We start from the raw sequence: 16,744 nt of genomic DNA, 5'->3' as shown, positions 1-16,744 counted from the left end.
GAAACGCCTATCTAGGGCCGTTGCCCGCGGGTTACAAGCAAAAACAGGCCAGATCTACGGGAACAAATAGGGTGAAACGCCCTTTTTTTCTTCATCAGGCAGGTCATCAACCATCTCCTTCACTGTCTTGCCAATCAGCGGGTGACACCAATCGGGGGCAATATCGGCAAGGGGAATCAGCACAAACGCGCGCTCGTGCATCCGCGGATGAGGCAGGATCAGTTGCTCGGGGGCCAGAACCTTCTGCTCCGCCAGCTGCAAGCTCATCCAGTGTGTCAGCACGGATTCGTTGGGCAAAATCTGGTCACCATAAGCAATCAGGTCCAGATCCAAAGTGCGCGGAGCCCAACGTGATGGCCGTTCGCGGCCAAACTTTGCTTCAATCTGATGCAGCGCAGACAACAGATCGTTTGGTGAAAGGTCTGTATCGATTCCGACGGCTGCATTCACAAAATCGGGACCAGCACCGGCTGGAAAGCAAGGCGTGCTATAATATCGACTGACGCTGGTGATTCTAAATTTTCGTGCTGCCAGATGTTCAACCGCATCGTGTATAATATTCGCTGACTCTCGCCGCCTTGACGTCGCGTTACTTCCTAATGAAACCAGCACTTTTGGACAGGTTACATGTGAATTAATTGCTTGCGGCACCGTATGGTTTCCCTAGATTGCAAATGTGTTTCTTCGTTGATTGATTTCTTTATTACCACTCACGGGATTGTTCGGCGAAGCGAATTGGAAAGGAATTATTATGTTCTATCGGGACGAACGGCTTGCGCTGTTCATTGATGGTTCGAACCTTTACGCGGCCGCCAAATCGCTGGGTTTCGACATCGACTACAAACTACTTCGCCAGGAATTCATGCGACGGGGCAAGCTCCTTCGCGCGTTTTATTACACGGCCCTTCTGGAAAACGAGGAATATTCGCCGATCCGCCCACTGGTGGACTGGTTGAATTACAACGGCTTCTCGATGGTGACCAAGCCGGCCAAGGAATACACTGATTCAATGGGTCGGCGGAAGGTCAAAGGCAACATGGACATCGAACTTACCGTCGATGCGCTGGAACTTGCACCCCATATCGACCACGCGGTCCTGTTCTCCGGCGATGGCGATTTTCGCCCGCTGATCGAAGCAATGCAACGTCAGGGTGTCCGCGTTTCCGTGGTATCGACCATCCGCAGCCAACCCCCGATGATCGCTGACGAACTGCGCCGACAGGCCGACAATTTCATCGAGCTGGAAGAGCTGAAAGACGTGATCGGACGCCCCCCACGCGAGTTTGACCGGCCCGAACGGTCCGAGGACTGAACCAGTCATTTGAACGAACCTAAAAGGCCGGGGCACGATCCCGGCCTTTTACATTTCCGTGTCTGGTACCGCTTCCGACTGGACCTTGCCGCGTAAAATGCGTACCCCTCCCCGCATCGGAGGATGCCATGACCAAGCCCGCTCTTACACTTTACCTTGCCGCGCCGAACGGGTTCTGCGCGGGTGTGGATCGCGCCATCAAGATCGTCGAAATGGCGATCGAAAAATGGGGCCCGCCGATCTATGTGCGCCACGAGATTGTGCATAACAAATTCGTCGTCGATGGGCTGCGCGCCAAAGGGGCCGTCTTTGTCGAGGAACTGGACGAAGTGCCTGATGATCGCCCCGTCATCTTCTCGGCCCACGGTGTTGCCAAGGCCGTGCCCGCCGAAGCCAGCCGCCGAGAGATGGTGTTTGTCGACGCCACCTGCCCGCTTGTCTCCAAAGTGCATATCGAGGCCGAGCGCCACCACCAGAACGGCTTGCAAATGGTCATGATCGGTCATGCGGGTCACCCGGAAACCATCGGCACGATGGGACAACTGCCCGAAGGCGAGGTGCTGTTGGTCGAAACCGCCGAAGATGTGGCCACCCTAGCCCCGCGCGATCCCGCACAACTTGCCTATATCACCCAGACCACCCTGTCTGTCGATGACACCGCTGGTGTGGTTGACGCCTTGCGCGCTCGCTTCCCGCAGATCGTTGGCCCACATAAAGAAGACATTTGCTATGCGACCACCAACCGGCAAGAGGCTGTAAAGGCGGTAGCCCCCAAGGTCGACGCGCTTCTGGTCATCGGTGCGCCCAACAGCTCGAACTCGCGCCGATTGGTCGAGGTGGCCCGCGCCAACGGGTGCAGCTATGCCATGCTTGTGCAGCGGGCAAGTGAGATTGACTGGCGCGCCATCGAAGGCATCAAATCGGTTGGCCTGACCGCCGGAGCGTCCGCCCCGCAGGTTCTGGTCGACGAGGTCATTGACGCATTTCGTGACCGCTATGACGTCACTGTCGAACGGGTGGAGACCGCACAAGAGAATGTCGAATTCAAAGTGCCGCGCGTGTTGCGTGAACCCGCCTGACCCCTTGCCGATCTTAGGACCTCGCAAATGCTGACCCTCTATTCCATGCCCAGTTCCGGCAACAGCTATAAGGTGCGGCTGCTTTTGGCGTTGCTGGGTCGGCCATATCATCACATCCCCTGTGAATCCCAATCACCCGAACTACAGACCGCGAAGACCGAAGGCAAACTGCCCTTGGGCAAAGTGCCCGCGCTGCATTTGGAAACGGGCGAGGTGCTTAGCGAAAGCAATGCCATCTTGTGGTATCTGGCCAGCGGCACATCATGGATTCCAAACGATCCGTTGGACCAGGCTCGTATGCTGTCGTGGATGTTTTTTGAACAGAACCGCCATGAACCTGTCATCGCGGTGCGCGCATCTTTGCGGAGCTATCCCCATCTGGCGGACGAGGCGACGCCAGAGCTTCTGGAAGAGTTGCTGGTGTCGGGGAACAGCATTCTGGACCTGATGGAACACGGGCTGCAGGGGCAGGACTGGTTCGCAGGCGACACACCGACCATCGCGGATATCGCGCTCTATTCCTACACCCACACGGCCGAAGATCGGGGCGGGTTTGATCTGTCGCCCTTCTCCGCAATACGCGACTGGCTGAATCGGACTGGTGCGCTGCCCGGTTTCGAGCCGCTGACAGGTCCGGCCCATGGCTGAGTTTTTCGCATTCACCGACGGCGCGTGTTCCGGCAATCCCGGCCCCGGCGGTTGGGGGGCTCTACTGCAAGCCCATGAAAACGGTGCCGTGATCAAAGAGCGTGAATTGAAAGGTGGCGCGGCCGAAACCACCAACAACCAGATGGAGTTGATGGCTGCCATCATGGCACTGGAAACCCTTGGCAAACCGTGCGCGATCACGGTCGTCACCGACAGCGCCTATGTGAAGAATGGCGTGACCGGGTGGATACATGGGTGGAAGCGGAACGGGTGGCGGACGTCATCCAAGAAACCCGTGAAGAATGTCGAACTTTGGCAGCGGTTGGACGAGGCTCAGGCCCGCCATCAAGTGACGTGGCAATGGGTCAAGGGCCATGCTGGCCACCCCGAAAACGAACGTGCCGACGAACTGGCCCGCGCCGGGATGGCACCGTTCAAGGACTGATCTGGATCAGAATTCAAGCCAGATCCCAGCCGCGACTTCGTGCTTGACCGCACCATCAAGACCATAGGTCCATTCAAGCTGTAGATGCTTGCCCTGCTTGATTTCCCACGCAACTGACGGGATCAGGTCGATCTGCGCACCGGCGTCTATCGTGGTGATATCCAGCGCCACCATGATCATCAAACGCGGGTTTGGTTTCACGCCGACCAGCGCAAACGCGCTATAGTCAACCTGTGCATCAAGGATCGACATCGTCGCAGTCAATTCTGCATCCAGCCAACCGGGGCCAAACGTGGTGTCGATCCGCCGCCCCAGATGAAACGAAGGCGAGACATTTGGATCCTCTGCGGTCTCCTCTATGGCAAGACTGATCGCCCTTTTCCATGGCCCGCCGTTATCTGCAAAATGCCATCGTGCAAACGCCTTGATCTGAGTGACATTCTTGGTGGCAAGCGCATAGTCCAGCTTGCCGCCAACGGTCCAACGACTCGTTAAACCGTATTCACCATAGACACTGGCAACCGGGGCGTCATCCAGAGTATCGGCATCCTGCCGCACCTGCCCGGATACGAACGTATCGCCTTTGTCACGCGGCCATGCACCTGCGTGGGCAAGGTCACCGGACGCAAACAGCATCGCCAGAACATAAATGAGAAATCGGAATGCCATGATCTCCAGATTGGCTGTGATTGGTTAACCAAAGCTTAAGAAAGCATTTAAAAACAAGGCGTTTCGCGGCGAAACCCCTCAGCACCCTTGTCGGCAGTGCGCTACCTTCGGCCCTTGTATTTTTGCCATATCCAGATCAGGAGTATCGAACCCACAACCGCACCAACAAAGCCGAAAGCCAAACCCCCGATCATCGCAATCGACCGCAGGACAAATCCACCGATCAGCGCCCCGGCGACACCAATGGCGATGGTGGTCGGCACATCGGTACGCAAATCCATGATCCGTGTCGCAAGGAAACCGGCGGCTGCGCCGAAGATGATCAGCAATATAACTGGCATGAATGGAATATGGGGCGGCGCGGCCCGGATTGTAAGGGCTATTTCACCACGTCGGGCAGGTCAAAACCCCGCAGGAAATCCTCGGCCTCCATCGCACGTTTGCCGGGACGTTGGGCGCGAAGGATTTCGACAGCTCCTTCACCGCAAGCGATGGTCAGACCGTCCAGCACCTGGCCGGGCGCCCCCGAGCCATCCGCAATGCGCGAGGCCAGCAGCTTCACCTGCTCGCCCCCCAAATCGCATTTCGCACCGGGAAACGGGGACAGCCCTCGGATCAGGCGATCGACTTCGATGGCCGGGCGAGTCCAGTCGATTTGGGCCTCAGCCTTGTCGATCTTGTGGGCATATGTGACGCCCTCGTCAGGCTGGGGCACTGGGGTCAGGTCGGGCAAGTAGTTCAGCGCCTGCACAATCAGACGCGCACCCATATCAGACAGGCGATCATGGAGTTGAGCGGTGGTTTCCTGGGCATCAATCGGTGTCGCCTCGCGCAGCAGAACCGGGCCGGTATCCAACCCCGCCTCCATCTGCATGATGCAAACGCCGGTCTCAGCATCCCCCGCCATGATCGCCCGATGGATCGGCGCCGCGCCGCGCCAACGGGGCAGAAGCGAGGCGTGGATATTCAGACACCCATGCTTGGGCGCATCAAGAACCGCTTGCGGCAGGATCAGGCCATAGGCCACGACCACCGCGACATCAGCATTCAACGCGGCGAACGCCGCCTGCTCATCGGCATCCTTCAACGACACCGGATGGCGCACCAGAAGCCCCAGTTCCGCGGCCCGGGCATGAACCGGACCGGGACGATCCTTCTTGCCGCGCCCGGCGGGCCGGGGTGGCTGGCAATAGACGGCGACGATGTCGTGCCCGGCCTTGACCAGCGCGTTCAGCACCGGCACCGAGAAATCGGGCGAGCCCATGAAAGCCAGCCTCATCGCGCCAGTTTCCTTGCCTTCTTGATCAGCATATCGCGCTTCACCTTTGACAGTTTGTCAAAATACATCCGCCCGTTCAGATGGTCGATCTGGTGCTGAACCGAAGTGGCCCAGATCCCGACGAAATCCTGTTCCTGCTCTGCACCATCCTGGTTAAGAAATCGCACCGTTACCGCGCGCGGGCGGCTTATGACAGCCGAGACACCGGGCAGGTTCGGGCTGGCTTCTTCATGGTCGCGAAATTCGATCGAGCGGTGCAGGATTTCCGGGTTCGCCATCCGGACCGCCTTGCCCCGTTCGTCCGACGCATCGACGACCGCCAGACGCTGCATGATCCCCAACTGAGGGGCCGCCAGACCAACGCCCGGCATGGCGTCCATCGCCTCGATCATCTCGTCCCATATCGCGCGGGTGTCATCCGTCACCTCGGTCACTGGATCAGCCGCGGTGCGCAGGCATTTATGCGGATATCTCAGAAACGGGCGATGGGTCACATCCGCGCCATTTCACGTTTCAGCTTTTGCATCTTTCGCGTGATCATCTGCCGCTTCAGCGGTTTCAGATAGTCGATGAACAGCTTGCCGTTCAGGTGGTCGATCTCGTGCTGCACGCAGGTCGCCCACAGCCCGTCGAAATCACGTTCCTGCACGTTGCCGTCGCAGTCAACCCAGCGGACCGAAACCTCTTTCGGGCGCGTCACCTCGGCATATTGGTCGGGGATCGACAAACAGCCTTCCTCGTAAGTGTTCAGATCGTCGGACGACAGAATGACCTCGGGGTTGAACATGATCACTGGTTGAGGAGGCTCATCATCCTCGCGCACGCAATCCATAACGATCAGGCGCGTTAACACGCCCACCTGCGGCGCGGCCAAACCGATGCCCGGCGCGTCATACATGGTTTCCAGCATGTCGTCGGCCAATTGGCGCAGCTCGTCGGACAAATCTGGCACCGCCTCCGCGACTTTCTTCAGGCGCGGATCGGGGTGAATAAGGATCGGTTTAATACTCATGCGGTGGATTTAGGGGATGAGCGCTCGCTGCGCAATGGTTGCGTCAGAACGAAGCGGTGAAACCTCTTGTCGCACATGACGCAACACGGCTTGCACCTTACATCCAAACCGCTACCGTGCCACCAGAAAGGAGACCCCATGAGTTTTGACAAGATCATCGACCGTCGCGGCACCAAATCGTCCAAATGGGACAAGATGGAGAAGTTGTTTGGCGTATCCCCTGAAGACGGGTTGGCCATGTGGACCGCGGACAGCGACTACCCCACAGCCCCATGTGTAATTGACGCGGTAAAGCGTGCCGCCGACCACGGTGTCTTTGGGTATTCCTGGGAATATCCCGAGTATCTGAACGCCGTCGCATGGTGGATGAAGACCCGGCACGGCTGGGATGTCGACCCGAATTGGGTCTTGACCAGTCAGGGGTTGGGCAACGCGATTGCTCTGTGCCTGAATGTCTGGAGCGAACCGGGCGATGGTATCGTGATCTTCACACCCGTCTATCATGAATTCGCGCATAAAGTCCGGAAGAACAACCGCGAGGTGGTGGAATGTCCGCTGACCTTAAGCGGGGACGGATACGAGCTTGATCTGGACGACGCGCAATCGCGCCTGACAGGCAACGAAAAGATACTTCTGTGGTGTTCGCCGCAAAACCCTTCGGGCCGGGTCTGGACTGAAAACGAACTCCGCGCTGTTGCGGAATTTGCTGACCGTAACGAGTTGTTGCTGGTGTCAGATGAAATCCACCACGATCTGGTTTATCCCGGAAACACCTTCGTCCCGATGGCCGTCGCCGCGCCTGATGCGCGGTCGCGGTTGGTGACGCTGACCGCCCCATCCAAGACCTTCAACATCGCCGGTCAACGCACCGGCAACATGATCATTCCCGACAGCAGGCTTCGGGCCGAGATGCACAACCAGCTTAACAAGCTGGACTATGCACCCGGCATGTTGGCCGTGGCGATGATCACCGCAGCCTATTCGCCCGAAGGGGCGGTTTGGGTGGATGAACAGATCGCCCATCTGGCGCGCAACAAAGCCCTGTTCGACGAAGGCATCAACAGCATTCCGGGCGTGTCATCCATGCCCCTGCAATCCACATATCTGGCTTGGGTCAACTTTTCAGGCACAGGCATGTCGCATGAAGAGGTTGAGACCCGCATTCGCGATGATGCCAAGATCGCAGTCAGCCCCGGCCCAGCCTTCGGCACCGGTGGCGATGGGTTCCAGCGATTCAACCTCGCCACCCAAGGCGCGCGGGTGGAAGAAGCGGTGGTGCGTATGAAGCGGGCATTCAGCGACCTGCAATAGCATTTGAACCGGCAGAGAACCGCCTAACGCGAATCTCAACTCACGTTCTTCCTTGAACACATGGCGCGCTTGGCACAAATGCGCGACATGAATGGATTGGCACAGTTCTTTTCACGGCTTTCGCTTCTGGCTCTTGTCGGGGTATTGGGCTTCATCCTTTGGGACCGCTACACCCCTCCAGCGCCCCCCGCAACACTGGAGCCGATCGTCGGCCAGATTGACCGCATTGTGATCGAGAAAGCAGAACGGCGGATGGTGCTGCTTCAAGACGATATACCCGTGCGCACCTATCAAATTGCGCTGGGCTTCGCGCCGGAGGGCGACAAAAAGCTTGAGGGGGACGGCAAAACCCCGGAAGGCTTGTTCAGAATAGATCGTCGCAACGATCAAAGTGCCTTTCATCTGTCGTTGGGCATCGATTATCCCTTGGCAGAGGATCGTGCCCGCGCCTTGGAAGAGGGTGTCGATCCGGGCGGTGATATATTCATCCATGGCCAGCCTAACAGGCGAAAAAAACCTGAACCGATCATGATGGATTGGACCGATGGCTGCATCGCGCTGTCTAACACCGAGATCGAAGAGCTGTGGTCCGTCACCCCAGTTGGAACGCCGGTGGAAATCCGGCCTTGAAGCGGCTGCTTACAACGTCACGATATATGCTCTTCAATCAGCGCGACCGGGGCGTTTTCTTCCCGCGCAAAATCTAGGGGCGCTTTGTCATGCGCCTCTGCCCGCCATTTGAATTCGTATTTCATCTGTCCGTCCTCTTCTTCGGACGCAATGATCAGGCACTGATAAAGGTGGCGCGACCCGTCATAGAGGTCAACAAGCCCGCGTAAATGCGGGGCACGTTCTGCGTCGAGGGAAAAACCGCCATCCCAAAAGTCCAGAATCGGAAATACCTCTTCGTTGACGCGTATCCGAAGTTTGCTTTTCTTCTTGAGGTCTTTCTTGCGCGCAGCGTCCAGCCCTTCGCGCACCTCTTTTGGCAAAAATTCCAGCATGTTCCACCTCCAAACCCCGCACATGATGGCATGGAAAGTGGAACGGTCAAGTGAAGGTTTCCATCTGATGGTCGGTCAATCGGTGTCCGTTGATGGATTCGACAGGGACTTAAACACCTCCAGCGCTGCGTTTCGGGCGGTCGCGTGATCAACTATGGGCTGTGGATAGGTTCTGCCAAGAACGACGCCGGCATCAGCAAGCACTTCCGCCGGGGCTGTCCAAGGTGTCGCCAGAAATTTGTCCGGCAGGCTTGCGATTTCAGGCACGTATTGACGGATATAGGCCCCGTCTGGGTCAAATTTTTCAGCCTGCGTCATCGGATTGAATACGCGGAAATACGGCGCGGCATCGGCGCCGCAACCCGCCACCCACTGCCAACTGGCCGCGTTCGAAGCCAGATCACCATCCACGAGTGTGTCCCAGAACCAATCACGCCCCGCACGCCAGTCGATCCGCAGATGTTTCACCAGAAACGAAGCGACCACCATGCGCACACGGTTGTGCATGTATCCGGTTTGCCAAAGCTCCCGCATGCCTGCATCGACGATCGGATACCCGGTCTGGCCTTTTTGCCATACGTTTAGATCGTTCGTGTCATAGCGCCATGGGAAGTCGCGAAATTTGGGCTGAAACTCGGTGTCCTCGAAATCGCGGTTGTGAAACAGCAGATAGGCCGCGAAATCGCGCCAGCCCAGTTCGGCGCGGAACTTCTCGGCGTCACGGCCTAACATCTGGCCCAAATGCTCGGCACGGTCCAACGCCGCCCAAATCTGACGAGGGCTTATGTTGCCGGATTGCAAGAAAGGCGACAGGCGCGAAGTATGCGGTTCTGCCGGGAAGTCGCGCCCCTTGGCATAACCTTGCGCGCCCTCTTCCAGAAATGCATCCAGCCGGTCCAGCGCGCCCTCTTCTCCGGGCTGCCACAGCGGTGTGAACCCTTCGGCCCAATTGGGCGCTTTGGGCAACAGGTCGAATTCATCAAGCGAGACGGAAGCGACTTCATCGGCGAACGTGATGTCCTTCGGCACCGGCAACGGGTCGCCAAGCCCCGCGGTGCGGATTTCTTCTCGGCAGGCGCGCCAGAAGGGGGAGAACACCTTAAACGGCGTGCCGGATTTGGTCGTGACCCGCCATGGCTCCAGCAGGTATCTGCCGGGATGGCTGTGCACGGTGCAGCCTTGTGCGGTCAGATCGGCCTTTAACGCGGTGTCGGCGGCGACCTCGTCGGGGGTGTAGCGTCGGCACCAATAGATATGGGTCGCGCCTGTCTCCTTGCGCAGATCAGCCAATACATCGGCCGTCGCACCTGTGCGCAACACCAGTTGCCCACCGAGGTCAGCCAACTGCTTTGCCAGCGAGTCCAACGCATGGTGAAGCCACCAGCGCCGCGCACCACCGGGCGCGTAAGGCGCATCCGGGTCCAGAATGAACGCACAGGTCAGGCAATGGCCCGATTGCGCGGCAGCGGTCAGCGCGGGGTGATCCAACAGCCGCAGATCATCGCGAAACAACAATAACGCAGTTTCTTTTGCGCTCATCCCATCACCTCGTGCCTGGTTCCGTCATGAGAACAATACGCATCGAAGCATCAAATGGATCAGGTATTGTGATCTTCGACCAAATCAACGCCGACAACCGGACGCAGCACATGCGGTTTGGCCGGATCATACAGCGCCGAATCCTTAAAATCGCGTCCACGGTCCAGCGCAGGACCGACAAGGATCAGCGCGGTGCGAGTGATCTTTTCGGCGCGCACTTTCTTGCGAATATCCGCGACGGTGCCGCGAATGAACATCTCGTCCGGCCAGCCGACCCGATAGGCCACGACCACGGGGCAATCCGCGCCGTAGTAGGGGGTCAACACACGCTCAATCTCGCGCATGTTGCGCACGGCAAGGTGGATGGCGAGCGTCGCGCCGGTCTTGGCAAAATTCTCAAGCGTTTCGCCTTCGGGCATCGAGGTGGATTGCATCGACATCCGCGTCAGCACGATGGATTGAGCGATCTCAGGGATGGTCAATTCCTGCCCCAGAGCGGCAGCGGCAGCCGCATAGGCAGGCACGCCGGGGATGACCTGATAGTCGATCCCGTCGGCGTTCAGACGTCGGATCTGTTCGGCAATCGCGCCATACAGCGACGGATCGCCGGAATGCACCCGCGCCACGTCCTGCCCGCGCGTGTGGGCGGCGACAATCTCGGCATGGGTGTCGTCCAGCGTCATCGCGGCGGTGTCCATCACCTTGGCCCCTTCGGGAGCACAGGCGACGACCTCGGGCGGCACCAAGGAACCTGCGTAAAGGCAAACCGGGCATTCGCCGATCACACGCTGCGCTTTCAGGGTTAAAAGTTCCGGATCGCCGGGACCGGCGCCGATGAAATAGACAGTCATGACAGGTCTCCGTCAATGCGGCGGGCATAGCCGCGCGGGGTGAACATGCGGGGGCCTTCGCCCAACTGCGCAAGGCGAGAGTTGGACGATCCGACCAGAACCACGGTCAGCATATCGACCTCGTCCACTTCAAGCTCGGACAGTTTGCGATAGCGAATGTGTTCCGTGGGACGACCCAGATTGGATGCCAGCATCACCGGCGTGTCTGCCGGGCGGTGGGTCAGCAGGATATCGCGTGCCTCGGCCAGCAGGGTGCGGCGTTTCTTGGACACGGGGTTGTAGAAGGCGATGACGAAATCGCCTTCGGCGGCAGCGTGCAGGCGTTTCACGATGTCTTCGCGGTGGGTCAAGAGGTCGCTGAGCGAAATGGCGCAGAAGTCATGGCCCAAAGGCGCGCCAGCCCGCGCGGCGGCCCCTTGCAGGGCGGACACACCGGGGGTCGAGACAACTTCGACCCGACGCGCGGCGTCGCTGACGCCCTTCTCATCCGCGCTGCGGTCGAGCAGTTCGTAAACCAACGCCCCCATCGCATAGATGCCCGCATCGCCCGAACAGACCAGCGCCACGTTTCTGCCCTTGCCTGCTTGCTCCAGCGCATAACGGCAGCGGTCTTCCTCGCCACCCAGTGGGAATTCCGAGCGGGTCTTGCCTGCCGCCAGCGGGCCGATCAGGTCGATATAGAGACCGTATCCCACAAGCTCCTCGGCCTCTTGCAGAAGGCGGCTGGCCTCGGGCGTGCGCCATGTGTGCTGACCCGGTCCAATGGAGACGATCGACAGCTTGCCGCGCGACCGGCCGCGCATATCAGTAATGGGCTCAGGTGCGCGGGCGATGGCGCAGGTGGTGTTGGCGGTTTTCACCTTCGGCACGACCAGTTCGGCCCCTGGTCCGGCGGCAGCCAGCGCCGCGCCCTCGGACACGCCGTGGCATCCCACTTCGGCAAACACCACGTCGGACGGGTTGGCCAGACGCGGGGTTTCGGTCTCAAGCTCCTGCGCGGTGAACACGCGGAATGGCACGTCCAGTCGGGCGGCCAATGCGTTCATCGCAGGTTCATCCGCCTTCAGGTCCAGCGAGGTCACGCAGGCAATCGCGCCTGGTGCAATATTGGCCGCGCCAAGCTGCGCCGATACGTTTTCCCAAAGCTCGTCCGGGTCGGCCCCCCGCGCACAGCCCACGCCCAGCGCAAAGCGTTGCGGGTGATAGGCGAGCCGGGTTGGGCCGGTGTCGACCGGAGCGTCGGTGACGGCCAGTTCGACCGCTCCGCCGGTGTCCTCGATATCAAAGATGTTCTTGCCGGTGATCGAGACACCCGCGCCCGAAAGCAGCTCTGCCATCGCCTCTTTTGCGTCTGCGGGGTTGGCAAGGCGATAACCCAAGGGCGGTTCGTCCAACGCGACGCCCAACGACACGTCGCCCGCCGTGGTGACGGCGGCGGTTGCTCCGATCTCGGTCGCGATCCGGCTGGCCAGACGGTTGGCGCCGCGATGCCCGCCCAAAAGCGGCACGACGACCGATCCGTCATCGGCCACCGACACGACGGGCGGCTCGGTCGTCTTGTCGGCCAGAAGCGGCGCAACCGCACGAATCAGGATGCCCGCCGCGCAGACGCCGACAATGGGCGTGCCCGCCGCAAACAGCATCCGTGCGTGATCCAGCGCATTGGGGAAGAAGGCATCGGCCTGATTGACCCGCCCCTCGCGCCCGTGCACCTGCGCGCCCAACAGCTCGGCGACCCGATGGGCCAGATCTTCGCCCGATCTGTTCAGGCAGATTACAACGGGCGTCACAGCCATGGATCATTTCCTTTCGCAAGAAGGATCATCGAGAAATAGGGGGCTTTGTCAGGGGCGTCGGCCAGGGGCAGCACGACCTCTTCGGGCAGCGAGGCACGTTCGACATAGGTGGCCTTGTCGACCAGACCCAACGTTTCGATCACACCGCGGATCTTGGGCAGGTGACGCCCGACCTTCATGATCGCCACGCTTTCGGCCCCTTCGATACGGGCGCGCAACTCGTCTTCGGGCAGCGGGCCGGGCAGAACGGTCAGGCGTTCGTTACGGGCGACAAGCGGGCTGCGGGCCCGTGCGGCACAAGCGGTGACAGACGTGACGCCCGGCACGATCTCGGTTTGGAACCGATCGGCCAGCCGCGCAAACAAATACATGAAGGATCCATAGAAAAACGGGTCGCCTTCGCACAGGACGACCACGTCATCCCCGGCCTCAAGTCGTGCGGCGATCTTGGCGGCGCCCACGTCATAGGCTTTCTGGGCAGGGGCACGCTCGACGGTCATCGGGATGTCCATCGCGATTTCATCCGCATCCTTGGCGATCAGATGTGCAGCGATGGAACGGGCAAAACTGTCGCCACCCTCCAGCGTCGGATAGGCAACCACTTTGGCAGCCCCGATCAGCCGCGCGGCCTTGAGCGTCATCAGGTCGGGATCACCCGGTCCAAGGCCCACACCGTAAAGCGTTCCGCTCATCTTTTGATCAGGCTCCACTGTGTGACGGGACGCAGGGGTTTCCAACCGGAATGAGGCCCGAGTGGCTCGGCGCGTTCAACGGACAGCTTCACCAGTTGACCCCCATGTTTTTGGTGCAGGGCGGTAAGACACATCTCGCTTTCGATGGTGACAGCGTTCGCGACCAGTCGCCCCAAGGGTTTCAACTCGGCCCAAGCGGCATCGAATACCTGTTCCGACAATCCGCCACCAATGAAGATCGCATCGGGCGCTTCCAAACCGTCCAGCGCGGCGGGCACTTCACCTTCGACCAAATCCAGCTTCGGCACGCCCAGCGCCAAGGCGTTTGCGGCAGCCATGGCCCGGCGATCCGCGCGCGGTTCGATCCCGATGGCACGGGCATAGCGCGCGCCACGCATCCATTCGATGGCAATCGACCCGCATCCAGTGCCGATGTCCCACAAAAGCGCCCCGCGCATCGGCATGAGCTTTGCCAGTGTAATAGCGCGGACCTCTTGCTTGGTCATGGTGCCGTCGCTTTGAAACAGCTTGTCAGCCAAGCCCGGCACACGCGGCAGAAGGGCGGCGTCCGGCGCGGCGACGCATTCAACGGCCAGCGTGTTGAACTCTGGCACGGCGTGGTTCCAGCTTTCGGCAATGCCATCAAAGCGCGCTTCGTCCTTGCCGCCCATATGGGCCAGCACGGTCATGCGCGATTTGCCGAAGCCACGTTCGGTTAGGAAGCGGGCGATCTGGCCCGGCGTTTCCGAGCCGGTGGTCAGAACAAGAAGCCGGATGTCGGGCTGGATGAAAGCGATCATCTGCTCAACCGGGCGGCCATGCACGGTCAGCGTCTCCAAGTCCGCCATCGACCAGCCCATGCGCGCGGCGGCCAGTTGGAATGCGCCCACTTGCGGGTGGTAAACGATCTGCGCCGGGTCGATATGACGGCCAATTTTCGCACCGACCGAATACCAAAGCGGATCGCCGGTTGCCAAGACAACGACCCGTTTGCCGTTGCGCTTCGTCAACTCGTCTATCAGGCTGTCAAACGGCGAGGGCCAGGCCAGTCGCTCGGCATCGCCTTCGATCAGGTCGTGGTGGCGCGCGCCGCCCACGATCACCTCGGCGGCGTCAACAACCGCGCGGGTGGCGGGGGTCAGCCCGGCGATGCCGTCTTCTCCGATCCCGACAATATGTAGCCAAGGGGTTGTCATGCGCGCTCCTCCGGCAGTCCGGCGGCCAACGCGTTGACGGCAGCAGAGGCAATGGCAGACCCACCACGCCGCCCACGCAGGGCGACAAATTCGCAGCCGCGCGGGTTGTTTGCCAGTTCCGCCTTGCTTTCCGCAGCGCCCACAAACCCGACCGGAAAGCCAAGGATCACGGCAGGTTTGGGTGCACCTGCATCGATCAGCTCAAGCAGGTGGAACAGGGCTGTTGGCGCGTTCCCCACAGCGACCACCGCGCCTTCCAGACGGTCCAACCACAGCTCGACCGCGGCGGCGGAGCGTGTGTTGCCGATGGACTTCGCCAGTTCCGGCACAGACGGATCGTTCAACGTGACAATCACATCGTTTTCCGATGGCAGATAGCGGCGAATGATGCCCGCCCCGACCATCTCGCAATCGCAAAACACAGGCGCACCGGCCTTAAGAGCAGCGTGACCTGTTTCATAGGCGTTCGCAGAAAAGGCCAGTCGATCTGCAACTTCGACCATGCCGCAGGCGTGGATTACACGGGTCGCAAGGGCCGCCATGCCGCCGGGAAAGCGGTCCAACCGCGCCTCTTTGCGCAGGGTCGCGAAGGACTGCGCATAGATGGCGGACGGGTCGCGCTCATACCTGAGCGCCGGGCACGAAGGAGCGGCCCCGTTGGGGCCCGAAGAGCGGCCGCCTTCGCTCATTTCGAACGGGCCGATTCAGGTCCATGCGGATGTTTTGCATGGGGATATTCGGCATGCACGTGATCATGGTGATGACCGTGATGATGATGTTCGTGACCGTGGTCGTGATCATGAACGTGACTGTGGTCATGATGATGGTGATGCCCCATATACAGCCGGCATTCGCCGGTGCAGAAGGTGTCGCAGAACGAACAATCGGCCACGTTCGACCCCGGTGCAGACGCCCCCTGCCCTTCGACATGGTGATGGTGGCTTTCCTGAATGGCGCCGACTTCGGCTTCAAACCCCAGCACCTCGACCCGGTATTTGCACATCACGCAGGTGGGCGGCGGCACGTCGGCATAGGCCGGGTGCTTGGCGCGGTCTTCCACCGGAATGGTGCGGTCTTCGCCTTCGTCCAGCGCCAGAACCTGAGTGCGATAGCCACAAGTGCCGCAGTTGGGCGGCGGAACGGTGCCAAGCTGTTCAGTGATCCGCTCGGCGAAGGTCTCAAGCACCTTGGGGTGGTCGTTCAGATACCCGGCCTTCACGAATTCGATCTCGGGATGGGCGGCGGCGACCTTGTCGGTGAAACCATAGATCCGGTCGATCAGGATGCCCGAGAACAGGAAATAGGGGAACACCACGACCCGCTTGTAGCCCAGCTTGACCACGTGATTCAGGCAGGGTTCAACCAGCGGGAAGGTCACGCCGGAATAGCCGACTTCCAACCACCCAAAGCCCAGACCTTCTTGCAGCAAACGCGCCACTTTGGCGACGTTGCCGTTAGCATCGGGGTCTGAAGCGCCCCGCCCGATGACGACAAGGCAGGTGTCTTCCAGCGGCACTTCGCCATGGTCGGCATTGGCCCGATCAACCGCTTGGCGCACCCGGTCACCCGCCGCCGCGATCATCTTCGGGTCCACGCCCAGCTCGCGCCCATAACTGACTTCGATCCCATGCTTCTTGGCATAGGTGTTCAGGACGGTCGGAATGTCATTTTTCGTGTGCATTGCCGCGAACAGCATCCCCGGCACGGCCAAGATGCGATCACATCCTGCATCACGCAGACGATCCAGCCCGTCGCGGATTACCGGGTTGGCAAACTCCAGATAGCCATAATCGGTCATCCAGTCTTTCGGCAGCAAAGCGGGCAGTTTCTCGGCTAAGACGGCAAACTGATCCACCGCGTCCTGGCTGCGCGAGCCATGCCCGCAGATCATCACACCAATCTTCGACATGG

General features: G+C 60.1%; 20 protein-coding genes. 6 read left to right on the top strand and 14 right to left on the bottom strand.

The window, feature by feature from the left end:
- Window positions 1-54: 54 nt before the first annotated feature.
- Complete coding sequence (gene folK / locus MWU51_RS15210) at window positions 55-651, bottom strand: 2-amino-4-hydroxy-6-hydroxymethyldihydropteridine diphosphokinase (protein ID WP_247038548.1); 597 nt, start codon at window positions 649-651, stop codon at window positions 55-57.
- 100 nt (window positions 652-751) lie between these two features.
- On the opposite strand from folK, the gene MWU51_RS15205 reads away from it, so the two are divergent.
- From MWU51_RS15205 to rnhA, 4 genes are all read left to right on the top strand, one after another.
- Entirely contained in the window at window positions 752-1,312 is a 561-nt protein-coding gene (locus MWU51_RS15205; RefSeq protein ID WP_247038546.1) for an NYN domain-containing protein, read from the top strand.
- Between the two features lie 128 nt (window positions 1,313-1,440).
- Window positions 1,441-2,391, top strand: coding sequence for a 4-hydroxy-3-methylbut-2-enyl diphosphate reductase (gene ispH, locus MWU51_RS15200; protein ID WP_247038544.1), 951 nt, complete (start codon window positions 1,441-1,443; stop codon window positions 2,389-2,391).
- A gap of 27 nt (window positions 2,392-2,418) precedes the next feature.
- Window positions 2,419-3,039, top strand: coding sequence for a glutathione S-transferase family protein (locus MWU51_RS15195; protein WP_247038542.1), 621 nt, complete (start codon window positions 2,419-2,421; stop codon window positions 3,037-3,039).
- Entirely contained in the window at window positions 3,032-3,484 is a 453-nt protein-coding gene (rnhA, locus tag MWU51_RS15190; RefSeq protein WP_247038540.1) for a ribonuclease HI, read from the top strand. The genes MWU51_RS15195 and rnhA overlap by 8 nt, the downstream gene beginning before the upstream one ends.
- A gap of 6 nt (window positions 3,485-3,490) precedes the next feature.
- Here the strand turns inward: rnhA and MWU51_RS15185 are convergent, their stop codons facing one another.
- The 5 genes from MWU51_RS15185 to def (MWU51_RS15165) all read right to left on the bottom strand — a co-directional run bounded on the left by MWU51_RS15185 (window position 3,491) and on the right by def (MWU51_RS15165) (window position 6,444).
- The gene (locus MWU51_RS15185) at window positions 3,491-4,153 is read right to left on the bottom strand and encodes a hypothetical protein (protein WP_247038538.1); all 663 of its coding nucleotides are present in this window, start codon (window positions 4,151-4,153) and stop codon (window positions 3,491-3,493) included.
- A gap of 101 nt (window positions 4,154-4,254) precedes the next feature.
- Window positions 4,255-4,494, bottom strand: a complete 240-nt coding sequence (locus MWU51_RS15180; protein WP_247038536.1) for a GlsB/YeaQ/YmgE family stress response membrane protein — start codon at window positions 4,492-4,494, stop codon at window positions 4,255-4,257.
- Window positions 4,495-4,532: 38 nt separating this feature from the next.
- Window positions 4,533-5,432 (bottom strand): methionyl-tRNA formyltransferase, encoded by a 900-nt coding sequence (fmt, locus tag MWU51_RS15175; RefSeq protein WP_247038534.1) that lies wholly within the window; start codon window positions 5,430-5,432, stop codon window positions 4,533-4,535.
- Window positions 5,429-5,926, bottom strand: coding sequence for a peptide deformylase (def, locus tag MWU51_RS15170; protein ID WP_247038531.1), 498 nt, complete (start codon window positions 5,924-5,926; stop codon window positions 5,429-5,431). The genes fmt and def (MWU51_RS15170) overlap by 4 nt, the downstream gene beginning before the upstream one ends.
- On the bottom strand, window positions 5,923-6,444 hold the full coding sequence (def, locus tag MWU51_RS15165) for a peptide deformylase (RefSeq protein WP_247038529.1): 522 nt from the start codon (window positions 6,442-6,444) through the stop codon (window positions 5,923-5,925). The genes def (MWU51_RS15170) and def (MWU51_RS15165) overlap by 4 nt, the downstream gene beginning before the upstream one ends.
- A gap of 138 nt (window positions 6,445-6,582) precedes the next feature.
- Here def (MWU51_RS15165) and MWU51_RS15160 point away from each other — a divergent pair, with 138 nt between their 5' ends.
- Together MWU51_RS15160 and MWU51_RS15155 are read left to right on the top strand one after the other, a co-directional pair.
- Window positions 6,583-7,755, top strand: coding sequence for a MalY/PatB family protein (locus MWU51_RS15160; protein WP_247038527.1), 1,173 nt, complete (start codon window positions 6,583-6,585; stop codon window positions 7,753-7,755).
- Between the two features lie 78 nt (window positions 7,756-7,833).
- On the top strand, window positions 7,834-8,385 hold the full coding sequence (locus tag MWU51_RS15155) for a L,D-transpeptidase family protein (protein ID WP_247038525.1): 552 nt from the start codon (window positions 7,834-7,836) through the stop codon (window positions 8,383-8,385).
- 17 nt (window positions 8,386-8,402) lie between these two features.
- Here the strand turns inward: MWU51_RS15155 and MWU51_RS15150 are convergent, their stop codons facing one another.
- The 8 genes from MWU51_RS15150 to MWU51_RS15115 all read right to left on the bottom strand — a co-directional run bounded on the left by MWU51_RS15150 (window position 8,403) and on the right by MWU51_RS15115 (window position 16,742).
- Window positions 8,403-8,759, bottom strand: a complete 357-nt coding sequence (locus MWU51_RS15150; protein WP_247038523.1) for a hypothetical protein — start codon at window positions 8,757-8,759, stop codon at window positions 8,403-8,405.
- A gap of 75 nt (window positions 8,760-8,834) precedes the next feature.
- A complete protein-coding gene (locus MWU51_RS15145; RefSeq protein WP_247038521.1) occupies window positions 8,835-10,298 on the bottom strand; it encodes a deoxyribodipyrimidine photo-lyase in 1,464 nt (487 codons plus the stop codon).
- A gap of 59 nt (window positions 10,299-10,357) precedes the next feature.
- Entirely contained in the window at window positions 10,358-11,149 is a 792-nt protein-coding gene (gene cobM / locus MWU51_RS15140; RefSeq protein ID WP_247038519.1) for a precorrin-4 C(11)-methyltransferase, read from the bottom strand.
- Entirely contained in the window at window positions 11,146-12,945 is a 1,800-nt protein-coding gene (gene cobJ / locus MWU51_RS15135; protein ID WP_247038517.1) for a precorrin-3B C(17)-methyltransferase, read from the bottom strand. Before cobJ ends, cobM begins: the two co-directional genes overlap by 4 nt.
- Entirely contained in the window at window positions 12,936-13,637 is a 702-nt protein-coding gene (cobI, locus tag MWU51_RS15130; protein WP_247038515.1) for a precorrin-2 C(20)-methyltransferase, read from the bottom strand. The genes cobJ and cobI overlap by 10 nt, the downstream gene beginning before the upstream one ends.
- Window positions 13,634-14,833: a precorrin-6y C5,15-methyltransferase (decarboxylating) subunit CbiE gene (gene cbiE / locus MWU51_RS15125; RefSeq protein WP_247038513.1), complete on the bottom strand. Its 1,200-nt coding sequence runs from the start codon at window positions 14,831-14,833 to the stop codon at window positions 13,634-13,636. The genes cobI and cbiE overlap by 4 nt, the downstream gene beginning before the upstream one ends.
- A complete protein-coding gene (locus MWU51_RS15120; RefSeq protein ID WP_247038510.1) occupies window positions 14,830-15,522 on the bottom strand; it encodes a precorrin-8X methylmutase in 693 nt (230 codons plus the stop codon). Before MWU51_RS15120 ends, cbiE begins: the two co-directional genes overlap by 4 nt.
- Window positions 15,519-16,742, bottom strand: coding sequence for a sirohydrochlorin chelatase (locus MWU51_RS15115; RefSeq protein WP_247038508.1), 1,224 nt, complete (start codon window positions 16,740-16,742; stop codon window positions 15,519-15,521). Before MWU51_RS15115 ends, MWU51_RS15120 begins: the two co-directional genes overlap by 4 nt.
- Window positions 16,743-16,744 lie beyond the last annotated feature (2 nt).

This window comes from Aliiroseovarius sp. F47248L, assembly GCF_023016085.1.
Classification (GTDB): Bacteria; Pseudomonadota; Alphaproteobacteria; order Rhodobacterales; family Rhodobacteraceae; genus Aliiroseovarius.
The sequence above is the reverse complement of the archived record's forward strand: the minus strand, read 5'-3'. Positions and strand labels throughout refer to the sequence as shown.